Source organism: Nostoc sp. MS1, from assembly GCF_019976755.1.
In the GTDB taxonomy this organism is placed as follows: Bacteria; Cyanobacteriota; Cyanobacteriia; order Cyanobacteriales; family Nostocaceae; genus Trichormus.
In genome coordinates this window covers 41185-67745 of record NZ_AP023442.1, presented here as the reverse complement: position 1 = coordinate 67745, position 26561 = coordinate 41185, and the positions used below count along the sequence as shown (strand labels likewise).

Below are 26561 nucleotides of genomic sequence, written 5' to 3'. Positions count from 1 at the left end.
CCTATGTAGCGATTAGAGTATGTGTATCACCTATGATATATGCTTAATTTTTACGGTTTAAATATAAAGCTTGTAAGCTATTACACAAGAATCTATATGTGACTTGAAGAAGATTTTGGACAGGTTGTCCACTTTTACCTTCCAAAAATGTATGTCCAACTTTACGTTCCAAAAACATCCAAAAAATAACATAAAGGAAAGCTAAACTGCTCAAACTATCTCTATATGCAAAATAAAGGTTTTACTAATAGCGATGCCAAGGGCGGCAAGCGATCGCAACCAAGCGCAAGAAATCCCAGGAGCCAGGGAAAACTTGACACTGAGTAGAATTTCTATGGATTTGCGTCCATATCCTTCTTCCATTTTTGTTATTATGTCCATTTTCTTTATCCAAAGTTGCGATCGCTTGATTAATGCCTTAACGAAGTTATAACTATTTCAGCTTGCAACCTGTCCAACTTCTCCTTCCAAAATGTGTCCAAAATCTTCTTCAAGTCACACTATATAATAAGGCTAGGCAAAATCCTTTCACAATAAGAATTTTCTTTTATCTCACTATGCAAATTAAATACTTTTCAACTTATCTCAAACAAATCAACTCTTCAATTGCGAATTGCGAATTGCGAATTGCGAATTGGTATCAGTTGCTCATCGCCTGAAAATTGCTCAAGCCACCAAGGTCTACAACGAGCAGTCCTGGGACGAGGAGTGGGACGAAGTTCTGGATGAAGACTTAATTTTTGATGGAACAGTTGGCTAAAGTTAAATATTTCAGTAGATTACTGGTTAATTTACTTATATCTGTGGTAGTAATATTAAGTCCGTTGTGTCTAAGTATAGATTATTTATGTACTATGTATAAGATATGGTCTTACTTATTCCCGCCTCACCTACTGTGAACGGGGTTTTTCATCACTGTTTATTTCCATGAATCAGCTTTTGTGATGAATGTAACTATCATTAATCATTTATCAATTTTTCTCTCAATCTCATAGTGTAGATCAGCCATTATTTTGCTCCCAATTCAAAGCTAAATTCGTTTTTCATTCCAGACTTTCTACCTTTACAAATATGAAACCCATCAAAAAAGCCGATTTACGCATTCTCAAGAAATCTGCCCACTCACAGCCAGTACAAGAGCCAGAACCAATAATTGACACTATCCCTAATGATGAGCCTCTCATTGAGGAGCAACCACCACAGCCACAACTAGATGTAGATGCTCCAACTCCAGATTACTATCCCCGCCATCTTCCCGTCTACGATTCTCCTCTAGTGCAGTCCGTTGGGAACTCTGGCTGGCAAGTCTCTGACATCTGGCGCGATCTACGGGTTGATGACTTTTGTGATTGATTTCATGGGCGTTATGCGATCGCACCTCTGGCACATTCTCAAGCGACCGCTTATCGCCTCTGTCTTTTGTTAATTTGTACACAGATTATTATCTAAGTTGACGAGGCTGTTAAGTTCTTGTGCATACATACTCTACAGAAATTAAAGAAAACTGTTCATTGATTTTCTTTTTCTACTTTAGATATTACTTGTTAAAACGGACAACCTACTATCTGAAAGATATTTTACGCATCTTTCTTATATGCACAAAAATATTTAATAGTCCTTTTAAGCAAAAACTGAATTTACTTCGATAAGTATAAACCTAATATATAGAGTAAAATATTTGCTTATTATTTAGATATTTTTATGTTTTCCCCTATCTATAGATAGATGTAATATTAATTGCACAGCGTAATTAACCTATATAAATCTCTACTGTGATTAGATTTTTCAATTTTTAGGAGAAAATCAAGATAACTGCTTGCTAAATTGTTCATAATATGCAAAATTTTTAGTTATTACTTTTGAAATTTTATTTTTATGAATGTTGGAACACAACTATTCACTACCTGATCAGTGCAACCTCCGCAAGGCAACACCTTCAGATATGTGGCTAATTATATTTTGGACATTTATAGCCAAGCTAGAACCATCTCAATTAAAATGGAAACAATTTTGGATTATTGAAGCTAATAATCATTTAATAGCTTTCGGGCAATTAAGAAACTTTAAATTCACTCAGGAGTTGGGTAGTATTTTTGTTGTTCCAAATTGGCGTAATCGAGGTATAGGTAGCTTTTTAGTAAAACATTTAGTTTCTCAAGCTGAATATCCTATTTATTTAAAGTGCTTAACATCTAAATTATCAAAATTCTATATTAACAAAGGTTTTGTGCCTGTTAGCTTTGAAGAAGTTCCTTCATCAATAAAACATAAATATTATTTTTCAATTTTTAGAAAAAACTTTTTTAAAGCTTTTGTGATGTTTATGAAATATGAAAAATCTAACTGAGAACATCAAATAAATTATGATTAATATTTCTAGTTTTTATAGGTTTATTTTTAGTTGCTTTTCGCTTAATTTTTTACTTATATCTTCCTCTGAAGCGCAAGTTATACCTGATAGCACGTTACCAAATAACTCTTTAGTTAATAAACAAGAAAATACTTTTCTATTAGAAGGTGGAACACAGGCTGAAAGTAATTTATATCATAGCTTTTCTAATTTCTCTATTCCTACAGGGATGACAGCTTACTTTAATAATGCTTTAAATGTTAAAAATATTTTTACTCGAATTACTGGAACAAATATTTCTAATATAGATGGTTTAATTAAATCCAACGGAGGGACTAATCTATTTCTAATAAATCCTAATGGAATTATTTTTGGAGCAAATGCACGGTTAAGTCTTGGCGGTTCTTTTCTCGCTTCCACCGCAAATAAAATTACTTTCGCAGATGGCTTTGAATTTAATGCTCTAATCCCTAAAACAGATACTTTATTAAGTATAAATGTTCCAGTAGGTTTGCACTTTAGTAATAGTTCAAATGCTATTAATATTCAAGGTACAGGTCATAATTTAGCGGCTCCAGCATTCTCCCCAACTATTAGGAATATTGATTCAACAGGCTTGCAAGTCTTGCCTGAAAAAACTTTAGCAATTGTTGGCAATGAAGTTTTTTTAGAGGGGGGCAGAATAATTTCAGAAGGAGGCAGAATTGAATTAGGAAGCGTTAAAAGTGGTTTAGTTAATATTAACTCTACAGCATCTGGTTGGACTTTGAGTTATCAAACAGTACCTTCTTTTGGAAACATTCATTTGTCAGAACGTGCCTTAGCTGATACTAGTGGTACTAATAGTGGTTCTATACAGATACAAGGGAATAGGGTTACACTAGCAGATGGTTCAGTAGTGTTAATCCAAAATCAAGGAGAACTTACGGGGGGAACTTTAACTTTAAATGCCTCTAATTCACTAGAGATAAGTGGCAGCGATCCAGTAGCTAGAATTGCTGGTAGTTTACGAAATGAAACTTTAGGAACAGGTAGAGGTGGGGATATCAATATTTCTACTCCACAATTAGTTTTAAAAAATGGAGGGCAAATAAATAACCTAACTTTTAGTAGTGCCTCCAGTGGAGATATAACTATTAACTCAAAAAGCTTCGTATATTTGTTGGGATACTCTCCTTTTAATACAGGAGTTTTTAGCCTGATTAGTAGTGGAACTTTTACTTCTGGAAATGCAGGAAATATAAATTTATCAACTGGTAAGTTATTTATCACAGATGGAGGTAATTTAACTTCTTCAAATTTTGGTACAGGTAAAGGTGGAGATGTAACGATAAATGCAAAAAATTCTGTAGAAGTAGTGGGTTACATACCGGGAACACTTCAACCATCTGCTATCTCTTCTATTACTTTAAATTCTGGTAATGCTGGAAATTTAACAATTAATGCAGAAAGTTTGACAGTTAATAATGGAGCGCGAATTGATACCTCTACTTTAGCAAGTGGTAATAGCGGTAGTCTTACAATTAATGCCTCTAAATTTGTGGATATTAGCGGTACGATTCCTAATGAGCAAGTACCTAGCCTCATTATTTCATCTGCTAATCTTGTTTCTCCAGTTTTACAAAGACTATTTAGACTTCCACCTAAACCTTCTGGAGAGTCAGGCAATATAACTATCAATACTAACCAATTAAAGATTACGGACGGCGCTCTAATTAATGTTAGAAATGATGGTTTTGGTAATGCTGGAAGTATTCAAATAGCAGCTAATAGAGTCAACATTAATAACGCAGGTATAGCAGCAACTTCTTCTATTGGGCAAGGAGGAGATATTAAAATTCAAGCAAATAATATTAACTTATTAAAGGGCGGGATTTCTGCAACTGCTGGGCAGCAAGACTTAAATGGTGATGGAGGGAATATAGTTATTAATACAAATACCTTAATCGGCTCCAACAATAGCGAAATTACGGCTAATGCTTTCGCAGGGCAAGGCGGGAATGTTGAAATTAACGCTCAATTTATTGTTGTATCTCCTGATACTCAAATAACAGCTAGTTCTGTACTAGGGATTAATGGCAATGTTGAAATAAATGCACCCCAAACTCAACCACAACTTACTGAGGTTAAACAAGAATCACCCATATCAAAATCAAAAATTGCATCACATTGTCACGGAAATCCTGACGCTGTAGGTAGTTTCATTGTTAAAGGCAGAGAGAGTGTGCCAACGAGCATTGATGATCCACTATATAATCAGGCGTTTTTAGAAACTGATTTAGTTGAAGAAAATGAACGTTTAGCTAAAATACAAGTCCCAAAAATTGAAGAACCTACGCAAATCGTGGAAGCTCAGGGTTGGGTAATTGATGCTAAAAGACAAATTAGGTTAGTTGCAACTAAATCAAATAATGTAACTCCTAATAGCGTTGCAGACGCTCGTTCATGCTCGTCAGTCACGCAAGTGTCCCCATCGGTTGAAAGCGCTAAAAATGAATAAAAAACTGTGGTTTAAATACTTACTTTTGAGTATTTTGACTTTAACAATGGTATGGAGTTCGCCACTTGTTTTGTTAGCTGGCTCAGTTAGAAATAATCCAAACCCACAACAAGTTCAACTTTTAATTGCTTCTGGTAGAGAACAGTTGAGTAGAGGTCAGCCTGCCCAAGCACTGAAAACTTGGCAAGAAGCAACAAAACTTTATCACCAACTAAATGATCAAGAAGGAATTACAGCCAGCTTAGTCTATCAAAACTTTGCACTGCAAAAGTTAGGATTAAATTCTCAGGCTTGTAAAAAATTGGTGGAAGCACTAAAGCTGGAAGAAAAGCTGTGTGAATATACATTATTATCTGCATCTGGACAAGACGGGGAAAGTTTAGCAACAACAATTAAACGTATTCTTTTAACCCCAGCTAACTTACTAGCATTACAAAGTTTAGGGGAAACCCTACGTCTAAATTACAAATTAAATCAATCGGAAATAGTTTTAGAGCAGCTATTATCTATCAAAACTTTATCTTTAGAACAAGCTAACAATGTTAGACTGTCATTAGGTAATACAAAAAGGGATATTTATAAACAAATCAAATATCAATATAACTGGGTTGAGGAACCATTATTAAAAGATGCAATTGTCAATCTTATTCCGAAAAAAGCACAGGAAGCTTTAACTAATTATCAACTTTTAACTAATGATGCGGACAAGCCTACAATTATTAAAGTTCAAGCTCAATTAAACTGTTTAGATTTACTATTAGATTTTCAAGGATGGCTAAAGAACAAACCTAGCTATCTCGACGTTTATACAAAAATCAATCAACAGATTCGACCATTAATAAATTTAATATTACAATCCTCTTCGTACTTTTCTAGTTTACCAACTGAGCAATCTATCCAAGCTAGATTAAAATTTGTTAATAGTTTAAGTAAAATATCTGATAAGCAGATTCAATTAGAAGCTATTCAGTTTGCACAAGACACTTGGCAACTAGCCAAAAATATTAAAAGCCAAAAGCTAGAAGCTCGTATTTTAGGGCTATTGGCTAAATTAAACCCAGAAAAATCACTTGATTATATAGAAACAGCTTTAACTCTAGCGCAGTCAGTTCATGCAGAAGATATTGCATACGAGTTACAAGTGCAGTTAGCAAAATTATATCAAAACCAAGGAAAAGTTAAATTAGCTCTTTCTACTTATCACACAGCCATTGAAAATATTACAAATATTCGACATGAGCTTTTATCAAGTAACTCTGATTTACAGTTCTTCTTTTATGAAAAGGTAGACCCGGTTTATCGTAATTATATGAAGTTGCTGGCTGCAAGCAATACACCTGATTTAGATTTAATTACTCAGATTCATGACCAACTTCAAACAGCAGAATTAGAAGATTACCTTAAATGCGGTAAGTTACAGCTTGTTTCTTTAAATCAAATTGTCAACTCAAGTAATGCTTCACCCGTAATTAATATAATTGATTTATCCGACAGTATAGAAGTCATTCTTAAATTACCAAACAAACCAGCACAACATAACTCTGTCGATGCTAAATTAGTAATTCATCATTCTGAAGCACTATTAAATATTTTACAAGATAAAAGAGCTTCTCTTACTAAAGAACGTGTTATACTTTCACATTCTCAATTACTTTATCAAAAATTAATTGCTCCTTTAGAACAATATTTACCCAAATCTGGCACATTAGTTTTTGTTTTGGATAAATCTCTTCAAAGCCTGCCATTACAAGTTTTACATGATGGTCAAGATTACTTTATTAATCGTTATAGCTTTGCCGGAACATTAGGTTCAAGAATTGCAGTTCCTAAGTCTTTACCCAAGGAACAAATGCAAGCTTTAATTGCTGGTTTATCTATACCTAGCCCTAGCCTAAATGACACTAATGCACCCGCAGATATAGCGCCACTACCTCAAGTTCGCGCAGAGGTAGAAGATGTAAAAAAACTAACTAAATCTTCTGTTACCTTATTAGACAAAGATTTTACTAGCGGAAACTTCAAAGAAAAATTTAACAAAACAAATTTTAATATCAATACCTTAGCCAATTTACGAGGGTTCAACGCCTGTAGAAACGTTATGAATACGTCCCAAAGAAGTAAGTTTGGCAAAAATCTGAGTTAATAAAATAGGCTCAGGTATTTCGGGAAGCATTTTTAAAATTTCACGGACATATCGAAAACCACGATAGTGAGCCTTAAGGTCAAGGATGCCGGAGTCGGGATTAAGGAGACGAAAATCCGCGAGAAGATGATGGGATAAGTTGACCATAAAGAATGCTAGATTAGCAGCATTAGTTACAGCAGTTTGACTTAAGTTCATAAAATCTTCCAATCCCCAAAATTGCTTGGCATCTCGAAAATTGAATTCGATCTGAAAGCGTAGCTTGTAGTAGTCAATTATTTTTTCAGATGACAATTTTAGATCACTAGAAAATAGAATTACATGACTACGAGCATGAGTTTTAAGATTGGTTTTGACGAGAATAACTACATTTAGAGATTGGGCAAATTCTTTGTGAAGTAATGTAACTTGATAAACGTCAGTTTGGATATCATCATCAACGGTACTTTGACATAAATACTTCTTAGGTATGTTGTTGTAGTCAATTTTGTCTCCGTATTTACGACGAGAGCGACTATTGGGGTCAGGGTGTTGATAAGGTATATATAATGCTGAATCAGAGCGAAGCTTAGAAATTATATGCAAGTTAACTTGACGAGCCATCTGCAAGGCATTATTATTCCCAAAGTGTCCATCCAATACTAAGTAAGTAAGGGGAATAAATTTAGCTAATAACTTAAATAGCGACTTAATCATCTTCTGAATTCTGAGTAATTCAGATGTGAGAACTACCTGGGTTTTATTCTTGTTTTTACTTCCCTTTGGTCGCCCACGCCCACGTTTTTCTTGCGGTTTTATTTCTTTGGTTGGTGACGAGCTACTTTTTTCTATATCGCTCTTTATCACCTGTTCTATCTGAATCGGAAACGAGTGCCTTTGCTCAACACTGACTAATGATAATGTAAAAAAAGATAGCCCTGATATGGGTTTACCAGCCAGGCTAGAAAAAAATCTATCCAGTCCATAAGTTTGTTTTCCTGATTTACTTATCACAACTTCATCTCCCGCTAGCAAATATATCTCATTCGGACGAAATAAATGCTTGTGAAAGAATAACCAAAACAATGTCGCCCAAGGTATTACCGTATGAAAGAATCTCAACATCGTTCGATAACTGCCACCACTACCTGTCCAACGAGAAATTCCCAACATCGTCACTCGGCCACTCATTGCTAACATGGCCAGGATTATCTGGTTCAATTGCCGCATCGTCGTAGCGTTTATCTGCGGCAGGAGGCATTGCAGGAGTGATAAGATATCGGGCATGGGTTGATTGTGGCTTTTGAGTTGTCGTTTGGGAAGACAATAACTCTACTACATCAGCCCTCTCTCTTCACCCTCTTATTTTGGCTAAGGTATTGAATATCCTTCACATTAGTACACATGGGCAATTTAGTTCTGATCCATCGCGTACCGGATTTCTTGCATATGACCGACAGATTAACATTGGCGAATTTGACAGCTTGTTAAGAAATAAATCCCAAATTACTCCCCAAATGATTGAACTGTTGGTTTTGAGTGCTTGTCAAACTGCTAAAGGAAACAAAAGATCCGCATTAGGTATTGCAGGAGTTGCCGTACAAGCCGGAGCTAGAAGTACGGTTGCTAGCTTGTGGTTGGTAGAAGCAGAGTCTACAGTTTTGCTGATGCAGGAATTTTATCGTGGGTTAAACAATGGTTTGACCAAAGCTGAAGCCTTAAGACAGGCACAACTAAGCTTAAAGTCTAATCCTAAATATAGTCACCCCTATTTTTGGTCGCCTTTTATTCTAGTAGGAAGCTGGCTGTAAAATTCGATTGCTTCCAACCCCTCTTTTACTTTTTGAAGTTCAAAACCATCATTACTTCTCTTAGCTAGTTCAGACGCTTTCATATATTGAACAGTTGCCTTGTCAGTTAAACCAGCCTCAAAATAGCGATCGCCTAAAACCCTATGTAGAGTTGGATTTGTATTTCCATTTATAGCAACTTGGCTCAATAATTCTATGCTCTCATCCAAAAAACCTCTAGACATATATACAGCATCTATGTCCAAAGCTGCTTCATCTTTAGGAAGTTCCAAAGAATTAATTTGTGCTACCGTATCTAAAACTTGCTGAATCTCTAACTGAGCAAACAGATTAATTGTGAACGTGTCTGCGGTAGGCTGGGCATCTTTTCTATAAGCAATCACAGTAATTTGGAATGCTTGCCCAAAAGGTAATTCTTTTTCCTGTGCTGGATAAGTTATATGTATTTCATTTCCACTAACAACTTTTTCCCATGCAAAATCGTATCCACTCACTTTCACTTTATACGCTGTAGCTCCACTAACAGGTAGCCATGCTATTTTCGGTCGTGGATTCATTAATGAGCTAGTGTAAGGATAAACAATTGTGGGTTCAGCTTCTTCCCTACTTCCGCCCTTTCGGATCAAGCATACATTAACATTATTCGGATTACAACTTGTTGCAGAAGTATTAGTTATTGCACATTTATTAGAGGGAGTTACACCAGAAGATAACCAAATAATATCTCCTGAACTGAAACATAGAAATTTTACTTTCTTGCCTTTTACTATTTCAATCTTTTGTCCCGCACATATTAAAGTCTTATCTTGAAATTGCCTGTTTCTTTTTTCAATTATTCTACCAATTGGCTCACATAAGACTTGACTTCGTTTAATTCTTACTGATGGTGTATTTGCTAACAATGCCCCATCTGTTATTAGTAGGAAGCTTAAGCAAAGTAAACCTAAACTATTTTTCACGTTCTTATATCCAGATCGCTTGCTTCTATAAAAATATTATCTCACAAATAGATAAATATCTGCACAGTTGCTGTTTAAAAAACTGATTAGACTAATTAATTATCTATTTAATATACGCTCTAGTAATTCTTGCCTCCATATAAAAACTTCTGGTAGGCTTGACTTACCTAACATACATACTTCTAATGAAGTTCGAGCATCATCCTTTTTATTCATAGCCTCTTCTACTTGGTACAGTAAGCAGAAAGCATCTGTTCTTTCGGTATCTAAATTTGTAGCTTTTTCTAAATACTGTTGAGCTTGATTCAACTTGTTTTGCTGAAACATTGCCCAGCCTAAATCTTTATATAAGGATGCCTGTAATTCTTGATTTTGCGTTTTTTTTAATCCTTGTTTAGCTAACTCTGCTGCTGCATTATAATCTTTAGCTTTATTCTTCAATCTGGCTAAAGCTGCAATAGCAGGGATTGCTTGTTCACTTTTTTGGATAGCTGTTTGATATTCCTTTTGGGCTAAATTATATTGACTTTGACTTTCATAAAAATTTCCTAGTCCATAATGTCCTTCCCAATTATTAGGTTCTAAAGCAAATTGTCTTTCATAGCTACTTTTAACACACTTAACATCGCCTAATAACTGGCACATAGCAGCTAAATTGTTATAAGCCGATGCTTCTTGACTATTATATTTAACTGCTAACTCATAGTATTTTTTAGCTAACCCAGGATTATCTAAATTTCTAGAACCTTTATCAAAATAAAAACGAGCTATTGAGACGTTACTTGGAGGATAAATTTTTCTAGCTATATCAAAACTACCTTCAGCATTTGGGGTATCATTTGCTCTTTCTAACTTCTCTCCTTTGGATATAAAATAGTTGGCTATTCCAGGTCTAGATAAAAAACCGCATCCCGCGATCGCTAGTACAATTACACCACATTTACCAACTCTAAATACTTTTGATTTTAGGATTTCATGAACTTTAGTATCCCACGGTAGCTTTTCTATTCTTTGTCTGATTACTTCAGTAGTTTGTGGCCTTAACCCCGGAAAGGGATTTATTAATTCATCAATAAAATCAGCAACAGGTTTACTCACCTGTGTTGCTTTATGTCTCCATTTTAATCTTCCTGTGATTCGGTCTGTTGGTAAGTCTAATATAGGAATACCTGTTAGTAAATATACAAAAGTTCTGCCTATGGCGTAGAAATCTGACTGCGGTAATGCTTGACCATTTATTTGTTCAGGTGCTGAGTAGCCAACTGACCCAATTGCTGTAATTTCGTGTCCACTACCCCCGCCTGTTATTGCATCTTGTCCACTGGCGGCTACTTTGACTAAATATGTTTGCGTAATCCCTCGTACAGCACCATAATCTACTAAAGCTAATCTACCATCTGGTTGATGAATAATATTTGTTGGTTTTATGTCCCGATGAAAATATCCTGTACGATGTACGTGTTCTACAATCTCTAACAATTGAAGCATCCAATCTAATGCTGTATTCTGGGAGATTTTTCCATAAGTTTCTACCCACTGCTCTAGATTTTCTCCTTCTATTTTTTCCATCACCAAGCAATGCAGTTGTAGGGGTGGGTTTGGTAATGTATAGGTAAAATAATCACTAACTGCCACTTTTGGTATACATGGATGAGCTAAGTTTGTTAATACTTTTACTTCCCGACGCATCAGTTCAACATACTTAGGCTCGTTCCACTTTAATATTTTCATCACTCTGATTCGTGGTTTTTTTCCCCAGACCGGAGCAATGTCTTCTACCTCAAAAACCTCTGTATTACTTTCTATTTCTTTTTCTAAAGGTCGTAAAGGACGTATTAATCTAATCCGATTATTGATGAGTAGAGGGGTTCCACAGGCTGTACAATTTTCAACCTCATCAGAATTGTGGCGCTTTGTACAAAGATGATTTATGCAATAAACCACAAACAGTATTTACTCCATTCTAAAATTCATGGACGGAGATTATTTTAATAAAGTATCTTGTTCAATACATACATTATCTAAATTAGATATACTATCTGAATTTTTAAAATAGATTTTATTATTTACAAATCCAAATGGATCAACTAAAATATACTTTCTCACAACAGGCTCTAAACCATATTTTACTTCTTCTTTACTTATTCTTTGGCTACTTTCAACTAATAGGCGTTGTTCTAAAGATTCTATAGCTATTATTAATTCAGAAACTGATAAATCTGGATTTACTTTCTGCCTTAAATCTTCAACAATTTTTGAAAATGGAATCAACATAGAATCCTCCAAAACCTCTTCTGCTAAATAAATCATTATCTGTCTCTGAAGATCCGTTAATAGTCCAGGTTGCCTAAACTGTTGATTGAGCATTCCTTGCAATTGTTGCCCGATAAAAGTAGTTTTATAACTAAAGAACTTTTGTATATTTCCTCCAAAATAGCGATTAATTCGCTCGGCAACCGACTCTATCTCTGATGGATTCCCACGATAAGTTTTAATTAGTTTTTTACATTCTTCACCATGAACTTTTTTCTCATGGAAAAGTTGTAACGCTGCATTTTCTTCCAAACCCTTTATTTGTAAATTTGTATAAAGAAGAGTTGTGTCAGTATATATAATTTCTTCTATAGGTAACTGACTCGTTAAAACTATGCAACTTTGATGCTCTTGTTCTGTAATTTGTATAAGTAAATTACCACAATCTATTTTTTGTTTAAAATCATTATTTTGTACTAACCCCTCTAATCCATCTAAAACTATTAAACATGGATAAAGTTGTAATTGATGTAATAATACAGAAATTTTAAAATCGAGAGTTTGTTTAGTAACATCTATATCAAAAATACTAACAATATCATCGAGTATGTTATTTATCGGCAAGTTATATTTAATCTTTTTCCAAATAACTATTTTATATAATTTTGAGTATTTAGAAATCAATTCTTCTACCAATTTTGCGGCTAGAAGGCTTTTCCCAATTCCACCAACGCCAACTAAAGCTACACATTTTTCTTTAGAAAACTTAACTCGCTTACTTAAATATTGAATTTCTTTCTCTCTACCATAAAAGCATTTACGCTTAGGTAATTCTCCATAAATTTTAGTTGAATTTCTTATCTGTTCACTTTCTAAATTAGAATCCCCTATTGTAGCGATATATGCTTGATTTACAAAGTTAATTAAAATGCTTTTTAAATTCAGTTTTCTTACTTTGACTCCAGCATTAATAATTTCAGAAAGCATAGCCCATAAGGGTGGAGCTACTTTTTGCTGTAAGTAGAATATGTTATATCCAGATTCGCTTGCCATTTCCTTATAATCTTTTCCATCCCAAGCACCTCTAATTACAATCCTTTCAGCTTCTGATAAGTGCCTTTGACTGTATTGAACCACTTTATCTTCCAAGATATCTAATACACTTTCTAATTCGGAAATCTCTATTAGATTCATGTTTTTACCTTTACTTTTAGGTTAATAGCTAATTTCCATTTATTTGGCTTATATTTTAAAATATCTACTTCATCTACATAAATTTAACTTATATTTTACTAAAGTCTTAGAGATTTTATTTAAAGAAATAGAACATTCAATTTTATTTACTGAAACTAGAATAAATTAAATGTATAATTAATTACCAAATTTTTCTAGGTGAATAATTAGATCATATATCGTATCATACTTGTAAGACAAGAGACTCTAATACTTTAAGAAAATATTTTTACACTCCTGCTTTGTGAAGCATTTCTGTCATAGGATACATTTATCTACATTGTCTATATTTTTGTTGAAAAGCGGCTTTTCAAGAACATTTATAGGCTGTATGATTTAAACTATACATCTAATTAGCAGTCATATCATACCTTCAAATGCTACTATATGGTGCATCTAAGGTAAGGCTGTGTAGTATATTAACTAAGTCTGCCAGCAAGCAAAGACATATATAGACAATGCGATCGCTGCTTGTCTTAGGCATAGAATGCTAAATAAACCTTTAGTAAAGGAGCCATCTAATCACAGAACGTAGAAAATGTTTTTATTTACACAGTCTCGCGTGCTGGTAAAACTCGTTTAGGTTTTTAATTAGAGTTTTACAAAAGCGCAGTTAACTTAACTACATTCAACAAGAATCGCTACTACGGAGGACTCATCGTAAAGAATCAAAACATTGTTCCACGTCAAATGAACAAAAATTCTGTAAAATCAGGCTAACTGGAGAAATATATGGAAATAAATCAACAACAGTTCAAAACTTTAAAGAACAAAAGCGCCACCAAGGAGTAGCGCTTCGTTCTACTTTACAGTTCATACATATCAGATCAGAGCGGGAGTTGATCTCAAAGACTCAAACTTGGTGGCTATTATAGTTTGGCGACTGTGATTCCACTAAATTTGACTTAGAGTATAATCCACGCTACTTCTCTATTATAGAACTTGTCACGCGGAATGTAAATTTCGAGTGGCAATTTTTCACTATCGAAATTCTTCACTTTCAGTTTTTTAGTTTTATGAATAAAAATTAAGAATCTCGTAGTATGAGAGTTTAGCAATGTGGCAACTCCCTCTGAAGCTGAAAATCCAAGCTATCAGAGGTGAAAACGTGAAAAATCAAGAACTCCTAACATCACAGGACAGTTGCAAACTAAAGCTATCTGGGATGGTAACTTTAATGTATGACCACAGCCCGGATTGCCTTGCTGGGGCGTGGAAGCAAAGACTGATTAATTCGTTTATCCAGCCGCGTTTTAGAAATGTCTTAGCAAGAACAACAGTATTGAGAAGAGTAAGCTGGTTCTGGCATTGCCCAGGAGTAACACAGCTATGCTCCGATGTAATTGCAATTATCGCTGATGGCACAAATGATTACCGACAGATATTGATTAAATACAATCATCTGGCAAATACCCTACAAGATTTAGACCCATCAAATGCCTTCTTACTTGTGATCGCCAACGGTCAGAGCAGATCATTAATGCAACCTTCCTCAAGGGAACACTAGGGGGAGTGATGGACACAATAGAATACCCCAATAATCTCACCGCCGCCGATTACCACGAGCTAGAGGTGGGCAGCGCCATTCATCCATCGTTGATTGAGCGCAACTTTTCACATATTGAAGGTGAAACAGTTTACGAATACCTGTTCATCTCCCCAGACATCCCCCGGAAAAACGCTGGTCGAGTGACAGATGGATTTTTGAAAGCATATCTGCACCTACTAGCCGGGGGGATGTGGATATCGGGGCTAGACCCGCAGCGCAACTGGCAGCCGATGGAGTGGGGGCGGTTCAAACCAACCCAAGCGAGAATCGACTGGCAAAAAGGAAAGCTCGTCAAGTACGAATCCCCGCCCAAAACCCCAAACCGAGTAACATATTTTGATGTACCGGATTGTATTTGGGATTTGGTAGCCAAACGTTATAACATCAGGCGATACCACTCATCACTCTCCCAACGATTACAAGATAAACTCCACGCACTGATATTCTGGGAGTGGGTAATTGCTAACCCGCAAATCCCCGTCATACTGTGCGAAGGTGAGAAGAAAGCGGCGTGTTTGTTGAGTCTGGGATTTGTAGCGATCGCATTACCCGGCATCTGGAACGGACGGGTAGGACATAGGGATTTCGACGAGAGATTACACCCAGACTTGCTACCACTAGCGCAGCCGGGACGGAAATTTCAAATTCTGTTTGACTACGAGACAAAGCTAAAAACCCGTTGGTCAGTTTATCAGGCCACAGTTCGCACAGGTCAGGCAATTGAGGCGGCTGGCTGTATGTGCGAGGTAGTGCAACTGCCAGGGCCAGAAAAAGGGGTTGATGATTTCGTGGTGGCACGAGGGGAAGAGGCTAATGCGCTACTGACGGCGATCGCTCTGGATGCCCACTCACTCAAGGACTACCAGCAATCATTCTTCATCAAACACCGGGGGCTAAGGAAGTACAAAGCGGATTTGATTGTGAATGAACGCTACCTAACTCAAGCACTTGTAGTAGAAGATGAACGCGACGCACAACAGCCACCGCCAGTAGAAACTATTGTCCAGCTTGAACAAAACAATGTTACTCCTGATGAGGATGATCTACAGCAGCTATTACTAGAACTTTTCCCCCAAACTCCCCATACAAAACCCAAAATATTACCTCAATCTCCCCCACCAACCCAAACCGAAACTCAAACTAACGCCCCTGTTGGCAAAAAGCCCAAATTACTACTACCAAAATCAGGATTAGTTGGGATCAAAAGCGGGATGGGAACTGGCAAAACCGAGTTAATGGCTTGGTGGCGCGAGATTCACCCCACCCAACGATTTCTCAACAATGGGCATCGTGTAAACCTGCTCAAAAATTTAGCAGGGCGATTGAAAACTCTCATGTATTCTGAAGTTGGTCATGTTGGTATGGCTAAGGCCATTGCACTTAGCATTACCATTGATAGCCTTTATAAATTAAATACCGAAGCCCTAACCTACGGCTGCATATTTATCGATGAGGCTTGCCAGTATCTCACGCACCTATTACTAAGTAAGACTTGCAAGGAACATCGGGCTATCATTCTTGAAACATTACATCATATAGTCTACAATGCACCCCTGGTCATCATTGCTGACGCACATTTAGATGATGTCACTATCGACTTTTTCCGCGCCATGCGACCACCTACTGAACAGCCATATATTATTGAAAACCAATGGCAAAACGGCGATCGCACTATCTACTGGTATGAAGGTGAAAACTCATCAGCCCTGGTGGCCAAAATCAGCGCGGCGGTAATGAGTGGGCAGAAAGTTATGGTAGTTTCTGACTCTAAACGGTTTATTAAGAAACTTGAAAAGTCTCTATTAACTTTACAAACTGTGGTAGAGTCCGATGCGAGTCCTGGAGTTGACATTAACCCAATATCTAATTCTCCACAACCTCAACGCCGAAGTAATTTACGAGTTTGGTCAATTCATTCTGATAATTCAGGCAGCGAGGAAAACGTTGCATTTATTAAAGATATTACCAACGCAATCAAGAATATAGATATCCTCCTCACTTCTCCCAGCCTTGGTACAGGTGTCGATATTTCCACGTATCACTTTGATGCAGTGTTTGGTGTATTTCACGGGGTTTCCCAAACGGCCACCGAATGCGCTCAACAACTGTGGCGCTATCGCCCAAAAGTCCCGCTTCATGTTTGGGTAGCCCCTAAGCCACCATTTGGATACCTCGACACCAACCCGACCAAGATTAAAGAACGGCTCCTGCAAACCAACGAGATTACCGCTTTTCTATTACGGATTGACCGAGAAACAGGCAAGCGTGGGGCTGAAAAGGATTGGGCTTTAGATGCTTACTGTAAAATCAAATCTGCTCGTCACCAATCTATCAATAATCTGCGCTCTGACTTACGCGAATTGTTAAAGCAGATGGGCAATCAAATTGTGCTAGTGGGAGACGAGCTTGATGCCCCAGCTTGGGAACTGTTGAAAACTGCGGCGGACGCTCTCGACTCGGCTCACCATCACGCTGTCGCCAAGGCGAATAATATTTCTAAAAGTGAATACCGCGCTCGTCAAACTAAAGATTACCTTTCACCAGAAGAAGTTTATGAGTGTGAGAAATTCCGCATCCATGATTCCTACGGTATGGAAGTTACGCCGGAACTTGTTGAGCAAGATAACGGTGGTCGGTTAGTTGGTGCGATCGCCGCGCTCGAAGCCATCCTTTCACCACCAAGCCAAACCATTGATGACAATGGTAAACAGTACCCTATACCACCTGATCTTGTCACGTCTAAAGATAGAGCAGAACGAGACAAATTGCCATTCTGCATGGATTGGGGCAATTATTCTGCTCGGTGGTTGGCACGTTTTAACCTGGGGCTGCACCACATTCTGGTTCGACTCGTCGCAGGTGAGGAAGTTCGGGCGGACGACACACATCTATTAAATATGTCGGCTTACGCCATTGACTGCGCTGCTCACATCAAAGCAATACTCGGCTTCACCATTCCCCCCAACTGTCAACCAATCTGGCTGTTGGGGATTTTATTGGATCAACTGGGACTGAAGCTGACTTATCGCAAGCAGGGGCCACGGGGTCAACAGGTGAAATTATTCTCATTGTCCAAAAAAGAACTAGACTTTGCATTACAAGTCATCGCCCATCGACAAGCAAAAAGAGCCGAAAATCAAGCACAATACCAGTCGGACTACGGTGAAGCTGTGGTATTCACCCCCCCCACTAATGGTATAGGAAATTCCCCTTATAAGGCGGGGGCGACTACGATAGGAGAGCAGGGGAGCAGGGGAGCAGGGGAGGATTCACTGCCTGACCGGAGTACACTACTTCACTGCGTTGAAGTCTTGCGCTCTAGCATTGTCAAAGGACTGGAAGCGGTCAAAGGTATTCTCCGACGCTGGGGTACGGATTTGCGTTGGCTGGTCGTGCTGGAGTTGGAGAAAGTCGCGGCGGTTGAATTGCGATCGCTCGAAGCGGCAGAACCTGAATTTTACTCTTTGCTAAGTGAGGATGTTTTGCCGATGGAATTTGGGCAAATCTAGTTCTCAATAAATTTTTAAAAATGCCCAAAGACAATTCTCTGACTTTGTTTATATTAAATCCGATAATATTAGTTTTCGGATCTTAGAGCGCGAAACCCTATATATTTCGTTGCTTCCCAGCAGAAGGCTTACCGCCACTTTCAGTAGCAGTCGAGCAAAAATGGCAACAACAACCCCTACAGTTAACTGGCACTCCATCCGCGATCACCTGAAGGCGGGCGTAAGCCCATCCTACAGGGCTGCCTCGTCGTGCTTAACTACATTTAAAAGAGAAAATTCATGAAGAGGAGAAATTAAAATACCCCAGGAATTGATAATTGAGAAAGAGACACAATCGCTTGATTGTCCATTTATTGTGTCCCTAAATGAATTAGATGCGAACACCGGGGGCCGAAAACTGTGTACAGAAGATGGCAGATGTTACCAACACTGCCCAAATAGTTGAGCTGTGGAAGAGTAGTAAGCTATCGCCGCAAACCCGACGTTCTTATGACACAGATATTCGTCAGTTCATTGGTTTTGTCTTGGGTGTAAGCCTAAAACAAGTACAACTGAATGATTTAGACTTGCGAACAGTGACAATGAATGACGTGATGGCATTCGCTGATTATCTGGAAACCAAGTCTTATGAAACTTCGACTCGTGCCAGAAGAATAGCAGCTATCAAGAGTCTGCTGCGATTCGCCCATGAGGTGGAATGGACAAAATTTAATGTCGCGGCGCAAGTGCCGTTACCCCAGCCGAAAGACAAGCTAGCTGAACGCATTCTCAGCGAATTAGAAGTGATGATGATGATTGCCCATGCTCCCAAAGGACGCGACCGACTGGTAATTCAACTCCTGTATTATACGGGTGCGAGGGTGAGTGAAATTGCGAATTTAACTTGGCATTCAGTGCAGCCTGGGTATGAGGGGAACGGGCAAGTGACGCTTTACGGTAAGGGGCAGAAGACCAGAACTGTAGTCATACCCAAAAGTGTTTATCAAGATTTAGTAGCACAAAGAACTTTCCCTCTTGCCGATGCACCAGTGTTTGTCAGTCGCAAAGGTGGGGCGATTGGTGAGCGGCGTATCCGCAAAATTGTTGCTGATGCGGCTCTTTCGGCACAGATTAGTGGTAATGTATCCCCGCACTGGCTGAGGCATTCTCACGCAACACACAGTTTGGAGCGGGGCGCACCCATACAACTGCTACAGGCCACTCTAGGGCATTCATCGCTAGAACAAACTGGACGCTACACTCATGTCCGACCTAATGACAGCACGGGGCTTTACTTGCCAAAGTGAGGTGTTTCAAGTTTATACCCTGAAACTTCAATAGTTAACTACCAAATTGCACTCAAGTACCTGACAAAATGCTCGTACTTTGTGCATTTTGTCAGGTCAAAGGTTAACTTTTTTGTGACAAAATGCAGACAAGACAAACATTTATTCAGAAAAAGTAAATCTTTATACTTGAAAGAGTGTAAGAAGTACAAGTATTTCTTTATGAAAAGGGAGACTGTGGTCTGACAAAATGCAGAAAATACAAGCATTTCTTCACAAGAAGTTTAGCAGTTTGTCAGTTGAAATTGTGGGAGAACAACTGAATACTAAATTCATAGTCTAGTTTTTCACGGTTTACATTAAAACACCAGCCTTGACACCGTGAAAATTCAGATTCATCGTTGCTCATATTGATGGGATGAGGCAAGTATGCAAACGTACTATCTAGATAGAGAAGAAGAGAAATCGGATTATGAAGGAGCGCCAAGAATTAGGCGCAGAAATAAGGCCGTTGAAAGTACAACAGTAGGATTGATGTGGGTCAATGGGGTATTGATGGTATCATCCATGAGCCTGCACGGAATCATGTTGGGCGGACTAATTTTAGCAGGAGCAATGGCAGTAGTATTTCAAAAGCAAATAAATGGATTGTTGACCAACCTGGAGAAGAAGCAACGCAAGCATGGGATAAACATATACGCCATACTATTTGCGATGCTAACAGTAGTGTTTATGCTGGACTTCGCGTCAGCACCGGCCCAAGCACAATTCTTTCAAAACGCCCAACAGTGGATAACCAATACTGGTTTTAACGGTGCGCTCAACGGTGATACAGCAGCAACAGTCACGAATATTTTCAACATTCTGCGGATATTGTTCTTGTTGTACATTGCAGTATCGGTGGTCAACGTAATTCAAGCAGTGCGACGAGATGAAGACTGGGCGAGTGCCGCAAGAACGCCATTAGTTGTCTTGACTGGGGTGTTTGCAGCAGATTTCTTAACAACACTCATCATCTAAGTAAGTCGGTGGGAAAAAACAAAGCTAAGTTAAGAAAGGTAAACAAGGCTATAACCCTCTTCTCTCCTGCCTCCTGCCTCCTGCCTTCTGCCTCCTGCCTTGCCATAGCGATAATCTTTAACACTGAGCTACTTAGACGATAAGTAGGAGGTGGATCAATAAGTCAGAACCTAGTGTGGTAAAACTTACTAGAGAAGACGACTCTCTAAATTAGCCAAGTAACCCTTGGGGTCTCGGCGAAATCGATACTGTTCAATTCTGGCTTTGTGGTGTTTTTGCAATTGAGAGCGTAATTCGAGCCAAGTAACGATATCAACTTGTGCTAAATCAGATGCGGTAAAAGAACGAAGTTTAGTAGCAATGGCACAAGCAAGTTTGACAGAGCCACGAATAACAAGGGATGAGGGAGCAACCTTACGACCAGTACAACGACGTTGATGATGACGTAGCATACCAAAAGCGTGTTCTAAGTCATTATTAGTTCTAGGAAAATCTTCAATTTCGTAACAATGAAAAAGTCCAGACCAGTAGTTATTGGTGGTTTTTATAAAGTTATCGATTGCGGTGTTCAATGTGCCAGCTTTCTGCTTTTGTTGGGACATTTGAGTTAACAGTTGCTGATAACTTTGTTTGACACCAGCAGCATCAAGACCTATTTTATTATTGAGAATATTACTAGCTTTATCAACCCACCCATATGCAACCCTCACAGGTGAAAATAAAGATGCAGTCGCAGATAATCCCTTAGCTAGAAGGTGTTTTAGATTGACTAAAGGTGGTGGTAAAGCACTTCTTTTTTCCATCCGTTCTAAGCTTTGTTCTATCAAAGTCAAATTTTCTTGTAACTTTAACCCTGATGCTTCTAAGGGTGGATGACCATCATTGGTTATAGAACTACGGACTGCCGAGCAATAATCTTCAATAATAGTCACCAAATCCTGATCTTCATTGGTAACACTACGTTCAATTTCTCGTAATCCTCTAACTTTTTTTTTTCAATTCCTTTTTTGCATGTCTATCCGCCTCATATATGGGTTTAATAGCTTCTTTCAGGTAATGGTAATGACATAAACCATGAGCAATACTAGGTAATGCTAACCCAACAGCTTTGCGAATTGATTGTTGCCCATCACTAACAACTCCATCAATTGGTACATTTAGGCTATTAGTTACTTCTAGTAATAGCGTCACTAAATCTTCATTTCTTGATGATAATAAGGTTTTAGCAAGTAAGATTTCTCCAGATAAGCAATCTCGAATTACCCATAATACCTCATGTCCAATTTCTGGCTGCATCCCGTCGATCGCTAATATTACCCGTCCTTGATTAGCCATTATGGCTTTTAACCTAGTGTGGTCTTTTAACCATAAAGAAAGTAACTCGTCATATCTGTCAATTAAGTGCGTGACCGTTCGTTGACTTATACATATACCTTTTAATTCAAGGTGAGCGTGTATTTGGGGAACGCTTCTATGTTCCTGATAGCGTAATGCTCCTATATAAGCAATCACATCCAAACCAAATTCGTTTTGTGGTAGAGCTAAAGAACCTTCTTGCTCTGGTCGATACACTTTTTTGTACAAGAAACATGACTTATTTTGACATCGACGAATTTTTAGCTGTAATTCTACTACCCCATTTAACGTTCTTATATGTCGAGGATTATTGTATTCATTCCACATTGCTTGACCGCACGATGGGCATTTTTTTTGAATACAATCGAGTACTTTAAACGATGTTGCCTCTGGTTTTAGACTTTTTCTTGCCAAGTTTTTGCGCCATTATTTCGCTACAAGGTCAAGATTACAGCATTTCCGCTCTTCTCTAGTAAGTTTTACCACGCTAGGTCAGAACTTGGAAGTTGGAAGTTGGAATTAATCATTTTCAACTTCCGATTTTCGACCTCTTAAAAGAAATTATGTATATGCCGGAAAATAAAAAATTTCGAGTAGTAAATCAAACATTAGGAACACAACCAAAAATAGGACCGATTCCCACAGAACTAATATTTCCTTGGTTAGTAATAGTAATAGGGTCTATATTTGTCGTCTACTATATTCTGGTCTGGGGCTGGCTGGCGACGTTATTTACCTCTTTTTGGGGCTGTGCAACATGGTGGTTCGTGTCAAGTAATAAAAGTTTTTTAGGAAAATTCGTAGGTACACCGCGCATCAGTAGAGGATATATGGCATTTGTATCTTTAATTAATCCACCAAGAAGAGGCAGTGGAGGCAGGGGGAGCAAGGGGAGCAAGGGGAGCAGGGGGAGCAGGGGAGGCAGGGGGAGCAGGGGGTGGAGGCAGAGCGAGTAAGGGGAGTAAGGGGAGCAAGGGGAGCAGGGGGAGCAGGGGAGGCAGGGGGAGCAAGGGGGGGATAATTTAGTATTTAATATTTGCATCAATAAATATTAATTAATGAATTTTTAAATATTAAAAGCTTTTACTAAAATTCCTATATAGAAGAAACCATGCCTAAGCAAAGTAATGAAGAAAAAATAGGAAAGAAAACATTAACACTGACTCCATTTGAAGATATGGTTGATTTGGCAGGTGTTTGTGAAATGGAATTAGCAGGTAGGCAATCGATAGGGGCATTAATAATTAAAAAGAAATCCAATATTCAAATAAGATTTGCGTTTGATTGTTTGGGAATCCACCCCAACCTAACGGCAGAGCAAATTCAGCCAATTTTTGAGGGGATAGAGGGAGGGCTAAAAGAGATACCAGAGCGAGAATTACTAACAATACATTTTGGCTCATTTACTGATGATTATTTAAGACAAAGAGAAATCAAAAAAATCGAATCTGAATGCCAAATAGAACCAATAAAACTATTATTACGTAGTGAGAGGTTACGGACAAAAGAGTTAACCGCGTTGGGATTGAGGAAGAATAAATTCTTAAGAATATGGTGTACATACACAGTGGAGGAGGATGAAAAATTAGAAGATTTAGCAGAAATAGGACTGAAGAAGTTGCAAAAACTTTGGTTTCAGTTTACGGGAGAAATTCACCAACTAAATAAGGAACGTATAGAAAATATATTACGTAATTCGTTCCTAGATGGATTTCAAAGCTGGGAGCAAATTCTCTCAAATAAGATGGGACTAACAGTAACGCCCTTGAGTGCAGAAGAAATCTGGGGTTTACTTTGGAATATATTTAATTCTGATGAAGCGCCCCAAATCCCAAATCCGTTAAAACTTACTCCTGATGAACTAAGTGAAACACAAACAAGTGAATTTCATATCAAACATCTGATATTAGGGAATGAGAAATCAGTCCCCATATTTGATAAGAAATGGGTAAAAATTCAAGATAAATATACAGGAGCGTTAAATTTCAGCCATAAACCAGGGGGGTGGGGAGATGAATATTCACAATTGCGCTATTTGTGGTCAGTAATTTCAAAAGAAAAGGTAGCGGACACAGAAATATTTTGTCAAATAACTAAGGCTAATCAAGGTATAGCCAAGGTAAATTTACAGCGATTAACCAAACAGTCAATAACATCAACCTCGATGTCAACAGATAGGGGCAACATTGATGTTAAGGCAGGACTCAATATCGAAGAATCAGTAGAAGCGCAACGCACACTATACCAGGGTAGTGTTGTGCTAAATACAGCAGTAGTGTTTTTAGTACATCGCAGCGATTTACAAAAATTAGAAGAGGACTGTCGGTATTTAGCAAGCTGTTTTCTGCGTCCGGCAATAGTATCTCGTGAGGTGGAATATGCCTGGAAGTTGTGGTTGCAGTGTACCCCCATTATTTGGGAAGCGTTGTTGACAAAACCATTCAACCGTCGCCTAGTGTACTTCTCAAGCGAAGCACCAGGATTAACGCCGTTAATACGCACTGCTACAGGAGATCGCAGTGGGTTTGAACTAGTGGCAGAAGAGGGAGGTACACCTATCCACTTAGATTTGTACCAAAATCATAAAAACCTCGCAGTATTTGGGACGACTCGTTCAGGGAAATCGGTGCTGGTGGCGGGAATTTTAACCCCAGCGCTGGCACTGTCTATCCCAGTTATCGCACTGGATTATCCCAAACCAGATGGGACATCAACATTTACGGACTACACCAAATTATTAGGAGAACAGGGAGCATATTTTGATATAGCTAAAGAATATAACAACTTGTTTGAGTTACCAGACCTACGTTCGATGAGTGAAGAAATCATCAAAGAGCGAATGACGGATTTTCAGGAATTTCTCAAATCAACGTTAATGACAATGATTATTGGTACAAATCCGATAGGGGTGAGTTTCACGCTCACATCACTGATCGAATCACTTATATCATTGGCATTGCAAACATTCTTTAACGACGATGAAATCAAACTACGCTATCAAGCAGCATTGAGGGCAGGAATCGGTACACAAGAGTGGTTGGATACACCAACCTTAAAAGATTTTTGCAAGTATTGTGCACCTGGGTACATAAATCTGGATTCATTATCAACCAATAGTAGCGAAGTATCTCTTGCATTGGGACACATACAAGTGAGGCTAAAATACTGGCTATCAACAAAGGTAGGACAGTCAATCTCGTCGCCTTCCAGCTTCAGGGCTGATGCCAAACTATTGGTATTTGCACTGAGAAATTTATCTAGCGATAGTGATGCAGCAATCCTAGCCCTGAGTGCCTATGCTGCGGCACTGCGTCGCGCTTTAAGTTCAAAAGCTTCGATATTCTTTTTGGATGAAGCGCCGATTCTATTCCAGTTTGACGCGATCGCCGAGTTGATTGGACGCTTGTGTGCTAATGGTGCAAAAGCAGGGATTAGGGTAATATTATCAGCCCAAGAGCCAGAGAGTATATATCAAAGCAAGTCGGCGCAGAAAATATTTGCTAACATTACTACCCGGTTAGTAGGGAGGATACAGTCATCAGCAATTGACCCATTCGTGGAGAGATTTAAGTATTCCTACGAAATTATTAGTAGGAATAGTACGGAGTCTTTTTATCCAAAGAAAGAAGGGATTTATTCGAGCTGGCTATTAGATGATAATAGCAAGTTAACATTCTGCCGTTATTATCCGGCTTACTGTTTGTTGGCGGCGGTAGCCAACAATCCAGCAGAGCAAGACCTGAGATATGTATTTTTGAATAAATATAAAGATAATCCTTTGTTGGGATTATATAAATTTAGTGAAGACTATGTACGGATGATTAGAGGCGAAGAACTATCGCTAGAAGCAAAACAATTATTGAAACAAACTTTAATAAAGGTATCGTAACTATGAACAGAACAAAGGCGAAAGTTATTTTACCAAGTTCAATTGTGCTAGCAGTAGTATCAATTAGTACGCCAAGTTTAGCGTTTGGATTGCCAATTCCCAATTTCATCAGTTCAATATTCAATGATATCAGGGAAGAGTACAGCAGATTAGAGCAAGAAGTACAGAGACAAATTAATGACTCTTGGGCAAATATATCAACAGATGCACAATCCGCTATTGCATCGGCTATAGGAGAGATGGGGACACCAGACCCGACTTTAAGTACCCAAGAGTTAAGGGAAAGACTGAGAAATAGTCGCTCATTACCAGAAACAAAAACGCTAACAGGAAGATTGGAAAGAGACATAACCCGTGCGGCTGTCAACTCTACATTAGGACTAGAAGGACAACAAGATACGAGAGAAAAAATCGAAGCCACCACAAGAATATCCCAAGAAACACAAACTCTCGCCCAAGAAGCACAATCATTAGATGCTTCACAAAATATCTTGAAAGTCTTAGCAGCACAAAATGTGCAGGTTGTATCAGCAATAACACGTTTTCATGCTGATTCGTTAGCGGCAAGACAAGATTCAGCCCAAACAAATCTGATGCTGTCTCAAGTAGCAGAAAATATGGCTAATGCCACCACAAAAGAAGAACTCAGGACAACAGGGCAAGCTTCTTTGACTCAGGAATTAGTATTTATGTCTGTGTTAGACCCAGCGAGAGAATAAATAACTAGATATCTGCGAGAAAATAA

18 protein-coding genes are annotated in these 26561 nt (G+C 38.2%); 12 read left to right on the top strand and 6 right to left on the bottom strand.

Annotated features, from left to right (window positions below):
• Positions 1-210 precede the first annotated feature (210 nt).
• Positions 211-381 (bottom strand): hypothetical protein, encoded by a 171-nt coding sequence (locus NSMS1_RS31040; protein WP_224095603.1) that lies wholly within the window; start codon positions 379-381, stop codon positions 211-213.
• A gap of 253 nt (positions 382-634) precedes the next feature.
• On the opposite strand from NSMS1_RS31040, the gene NSMS1_RS35220 reads away from it, so the two are divergent.
• The 5 genes from NSMS1_RS35220 to NSMS1_RS31020 all read left to right on the top strand — a co-directional run bounded on the left by NSMS1_RS35220 (position 635) and on the right by NSMS1_RS31020 (position 6993).
• Positions 635-760, top strand: a complete 126-nt coding sequence (locus tag NSMS1_RS35220; RefSeq protein ID WP_263432601.1) for a hypothetical protein — start codon at positions 635-637, stop codon at positions 758-760.
• Between the two features lie 311 nt (positions 761-1071).
• The gene (locus NSMS1_RS31035) at positions 1072-1353 is read left to right on the top strand and encodes a hypothetical protein (protein ID WP_224095602.1); all 282 of its coding nucleotides are present in this window, start codon (positions 1072-1074) and stop codon (positions 1351-1353) included.
• 589 nt (positions 1354-1942) lie between these two features.
• A complete protein-coding gene (locus tag NSMS1_RS31030; protein ID WP_224095601.1) occupies positions 1943-2347 on the top strand; it encodes a GNAT family N-acetyltransferase in 405 nt (134 codons plus the stop codon).
• A 16-nt stretch (positions 2348-2363) separates the two neighbouring features.
• A complete protein-coding gene (locus tag NSMS1_RS31025) occupies positions 2364-4850 on the top strand; it encodes a filamentous hemagglutinin N-terminal domain-containing protein (protein WP_224095600.1) in 2487 nt (828 codons plus the stop codon).
• Complete coding sequence (locus tag NSMS1_RS31020; protein WP_224095599.1) at positions 4843-6993, top strand: CHAT domain-containing protein; 2151 nt, start codon at positions 4843-4845, stop codon at positions 6991-6993. Before NSMS1_RS31025 ends, NSMS1_RS31020 begins: the two co-directional genes overlap by 8 nt.
• Here the strand turns inward: NSMS1_RS31020 and NSMS1_RS31015 are convergent.
• On the bottom strand, positions 6919-8259 hold the full coding sequence (locus tag NSMS1_RS31015) for a transposase (RefSeq protein WP_224086359.1): 1341 nt from the start codon (positions 8257-8259) through the stop codon (positions 6919-6921). The two genes, NSMS1_RS31020 and NSMS1_RS31015, sit on opposite strands and share 75 nt — an antisense overlap.
• Positions 8260-8351: 92 nt before the next feature.
• On the opposite strand from NSMS1_RS31015, the gene NSMS1_RS31010 reads away from it, so the two are divergent.
• Positions 8352-8783 (top strand): CHAT domain-containing protein, encoded by a 432-nt coding sequence (locus NSMS1_RS31010; protein WP_317986615.1) that lies wholly within the window; start codon positions 8352-8354, stop codon positions 8781-8783.
• Here NSMS1_RS31010 and NSMS1_RS31005 read toward each other — a convergent pair.
• The 3 genes from NSMS1_RS31005 to NSMS1_RS30995 form a co-directional block, all read right to left on the bottom strand.
• The gene (locus NSMS1_RS31005; RefSeq protein ID WP_224095598.1) at positions 8741-9742 is read right to left on the bottom strand and encodes a tetratricopeptide repeat protein; all 1002 of its coding nucleotides are present in this window, start codon (positions 9740-9742) and stop codon (positions 8741-8743) included. The genes NSMS1_RS31010 and NSMS1_RS31005 overlap by 43 nt on opposite strands.
• 99 nt (positions 9743-9841) lie before the next feature.
• Positions 9842-11686: a serine/threonine-protein kinase gene (locus NSMS1_RS31000; RefSeq protein WP_224095597.1), complete on the bottom strand. Its 1845-nt coding sequence runs from the start codon at positions 11684-11686 to the stop codon at positions 9842-9844.
• A gap of 39 nt (positions 11687-11725) precedes the next feature.
• Complete coding sequence (locus NSMS1_RS30995) at positions 11726-13189, bottom strand: NB-ARC domain-containing protein (RefSeq protein ID WP_224095596.1); 1464 nt, start codon at positions 13187-13189, stop codon at positions 11726-11728.
• Positions 13190-14285: 1096 nt separating this feature from the next.
• On the opposite strand from NSMS1_RS30995, the gene NSMS1_RS30990 reads away from it, so the two are divergent.
• From NSMS1_RS30990 to NSMS1_RS30975, 4 genes are all read left to right on the top strand, one after another.
• A complete protein-coding gene (locus tag NSMS1_RS30990; protein WP_224095595.1) occupies positions 14286-14735 on the top strand; it encodes a hypothetical protein in 450 nt (149 codons plus the stop codon).
• Between the two features lie 8 nt (positions 14736-14743).
• Positions 14744-18286 (top strand): plasmid replication protein, CyRepA1 family, encoded by a 3543-nt coding sequence (locus NSMS1_RS30985; RefSeq protein WP_224095594.1) that lies wholly within the window; start codon positions 14744-14746, stop codon positions 18284-18286.
• Between the two features lie 374 nt (positions 18287-18660).
• Positions 18661-19572 (top strand): tyrosine-type recombinase/integrase, encoded by a 912-nt coding sequence (locus NSMS1_RS30980; protein WP_224095593.1) that lies wholly within the window; start codon positions 18661-18663, stop codon positions 19570-19572.
• A gap of 408 nt (positions 19573-19980) precedes the next feature.
• Positions 19981-20571 (top strand): hypothetical protein, encoded by a 591-nt coding sequence (locus tag NSMS1_RS30975; RefSeq protein ID WP_224095592.1) that lies wholly within the window; start codon positions 19981-19983, stop codon positions 20569-20571.
• 188 nt (positions 20572-20759) lie between these two features.
• On the opposite strand, the gene NSMS1_RS30970 is transcribed toward NSMS1_RS30975, so the two are convergent.
• A protein-coding gene (locus tag NSMS1_RS30970; protein WP_224095446.1) for a transposase occupies positions 20760-22254 on the bottom strand; the annotation gives its coding sequence in 2 pieces (ribosomal slippage) (positions 20760-21566 and positions 21568-22254; 1494 coding nt in all).
• Between the two features lie 784 nt (positions 22255-23038).
• Here NSMS1_RS30970 and NSMS1_RS30960 point away from each other — a divergent pair.
• Positions 23039-25816, top strand: a complete 2778-nt coding sequence (locus NSMS1_RS30960; protein ID WP_224095591.1) for a hypothetical protein — start codon at positions 23039-23041, stop codon at positions 25814-25816.
• A 2-nt stretch (positions 25817-25818) separates the two neighbouring features.
• On the top strand, positions 25819-26535 hold the full coding sequence (locus NSMS1_RS30955; protein ID WP_224095590.1) for a hypothetical protein: 717 nt from the start codon (positions 25819-25821) through the stop codon (positions 26533-26535).
• Positions 26536-26561: the final 26 nt, after the last annotated feature.

What these genes read in the sequence shown, in the direction of transcription:
- NSMS1_RS30960 (WP_224095591.1), top strand. Translation starts at nt 23,039, where the DNA reads ATGCCTAAGCAAAGTAATGAAGAAAAAATAGGAAAGAAAACATTAACA.
- NSMS1_RS30975 (WP_224095592.1), top strand. Translation starts at nt 19,981, where the DNA reads ATGCAAACGTACTATCTAGATAGAGAAGAAGAGAAATCGGATTATGAA.
- NSMS1_RS30980 (WP_224095593.1), top strand. Translation starts at nt 18,661, where the DNA reads ATGCGAACACCGGGGGCCGAAAACTGTGTACAGAAGATGGCAGATGTT.
- NSMS1_RS30985 (WP_224095594.1), top strand. Translation starts at nt 14,744, where the DNA reads ATGGACACAATAGAATACCCCAATAATCTCACCGCCGCCGATTACCAC.
- NSMS1_RS30995 (WP_224095596.1), bottom strand. Translation starts at nt 13,189, where the DNA reads ATGAATCTAATAGAGATTTCCGAATTAGAAAGTGTATTAGATATCTTG.
- NSMS1_RS31020 (WP_224095599.1), top strand. Translation starts at nt 4,843, where the DNA reads ATGAATAAAAAACTGTGGTTTAAATACTTACTTTTGAGTATTTTGACT.
- NSMS1_RS31040 (WP_224095603.1), bottom strand. Translation starts at nt 381, where the DNA reads ATGGACATAATAACAAAAATGGAAGAAGGATATGGACGCAAATCCATA.
- NSMS1_RS31025 (WP_224095600.1), top strand. Translation starts at nt 2,364, where the DNA reads ATGATTAATATTTCTAGTTTTTATAGGTTTATTTTTAGTTGCTTTTCG.
- NSMS1_RS31035 (WP_224095602.1), top strand. Translation starts at nt 1,072, where the DNA reads ATGAAACCCATCAAAAAAGCCGATTTACGCATTCTCAAGAAATCTGCC.
- NSMS1_RS31015 (WP_224086359.1), bottom strand. Translation starts at nt 8,259, where the DNA reads ATGCCCGATATCTTATCACTCCTGCAATGCCTCCTGCCGCAGATAAAC.
- NSMS1_RS30955 (WP_224095590.1), top strand. Translation starts at nt 25,819, where the DNA reads ATGAACAGAACAAAGGCGAAAGTTATTTTACCAAGTTCAATTGTGCTA.
- NSMS1_RS30990 (WP_224095595.1), top strand. Translation starts at nt 14,286, where the DNA reads ATGTGGCAACTCCCTCTGAAGCTGAAAATCCAAGCTATCAGAGGTGAA.
- NSMS1_RS31030 (WP_224095601.1), top strand. Translation starts at nt 1,943, where the DNA reads ATGTGGCTAATTATATTTTGGACATTTATAGCCAAGCTAGAACCATCT.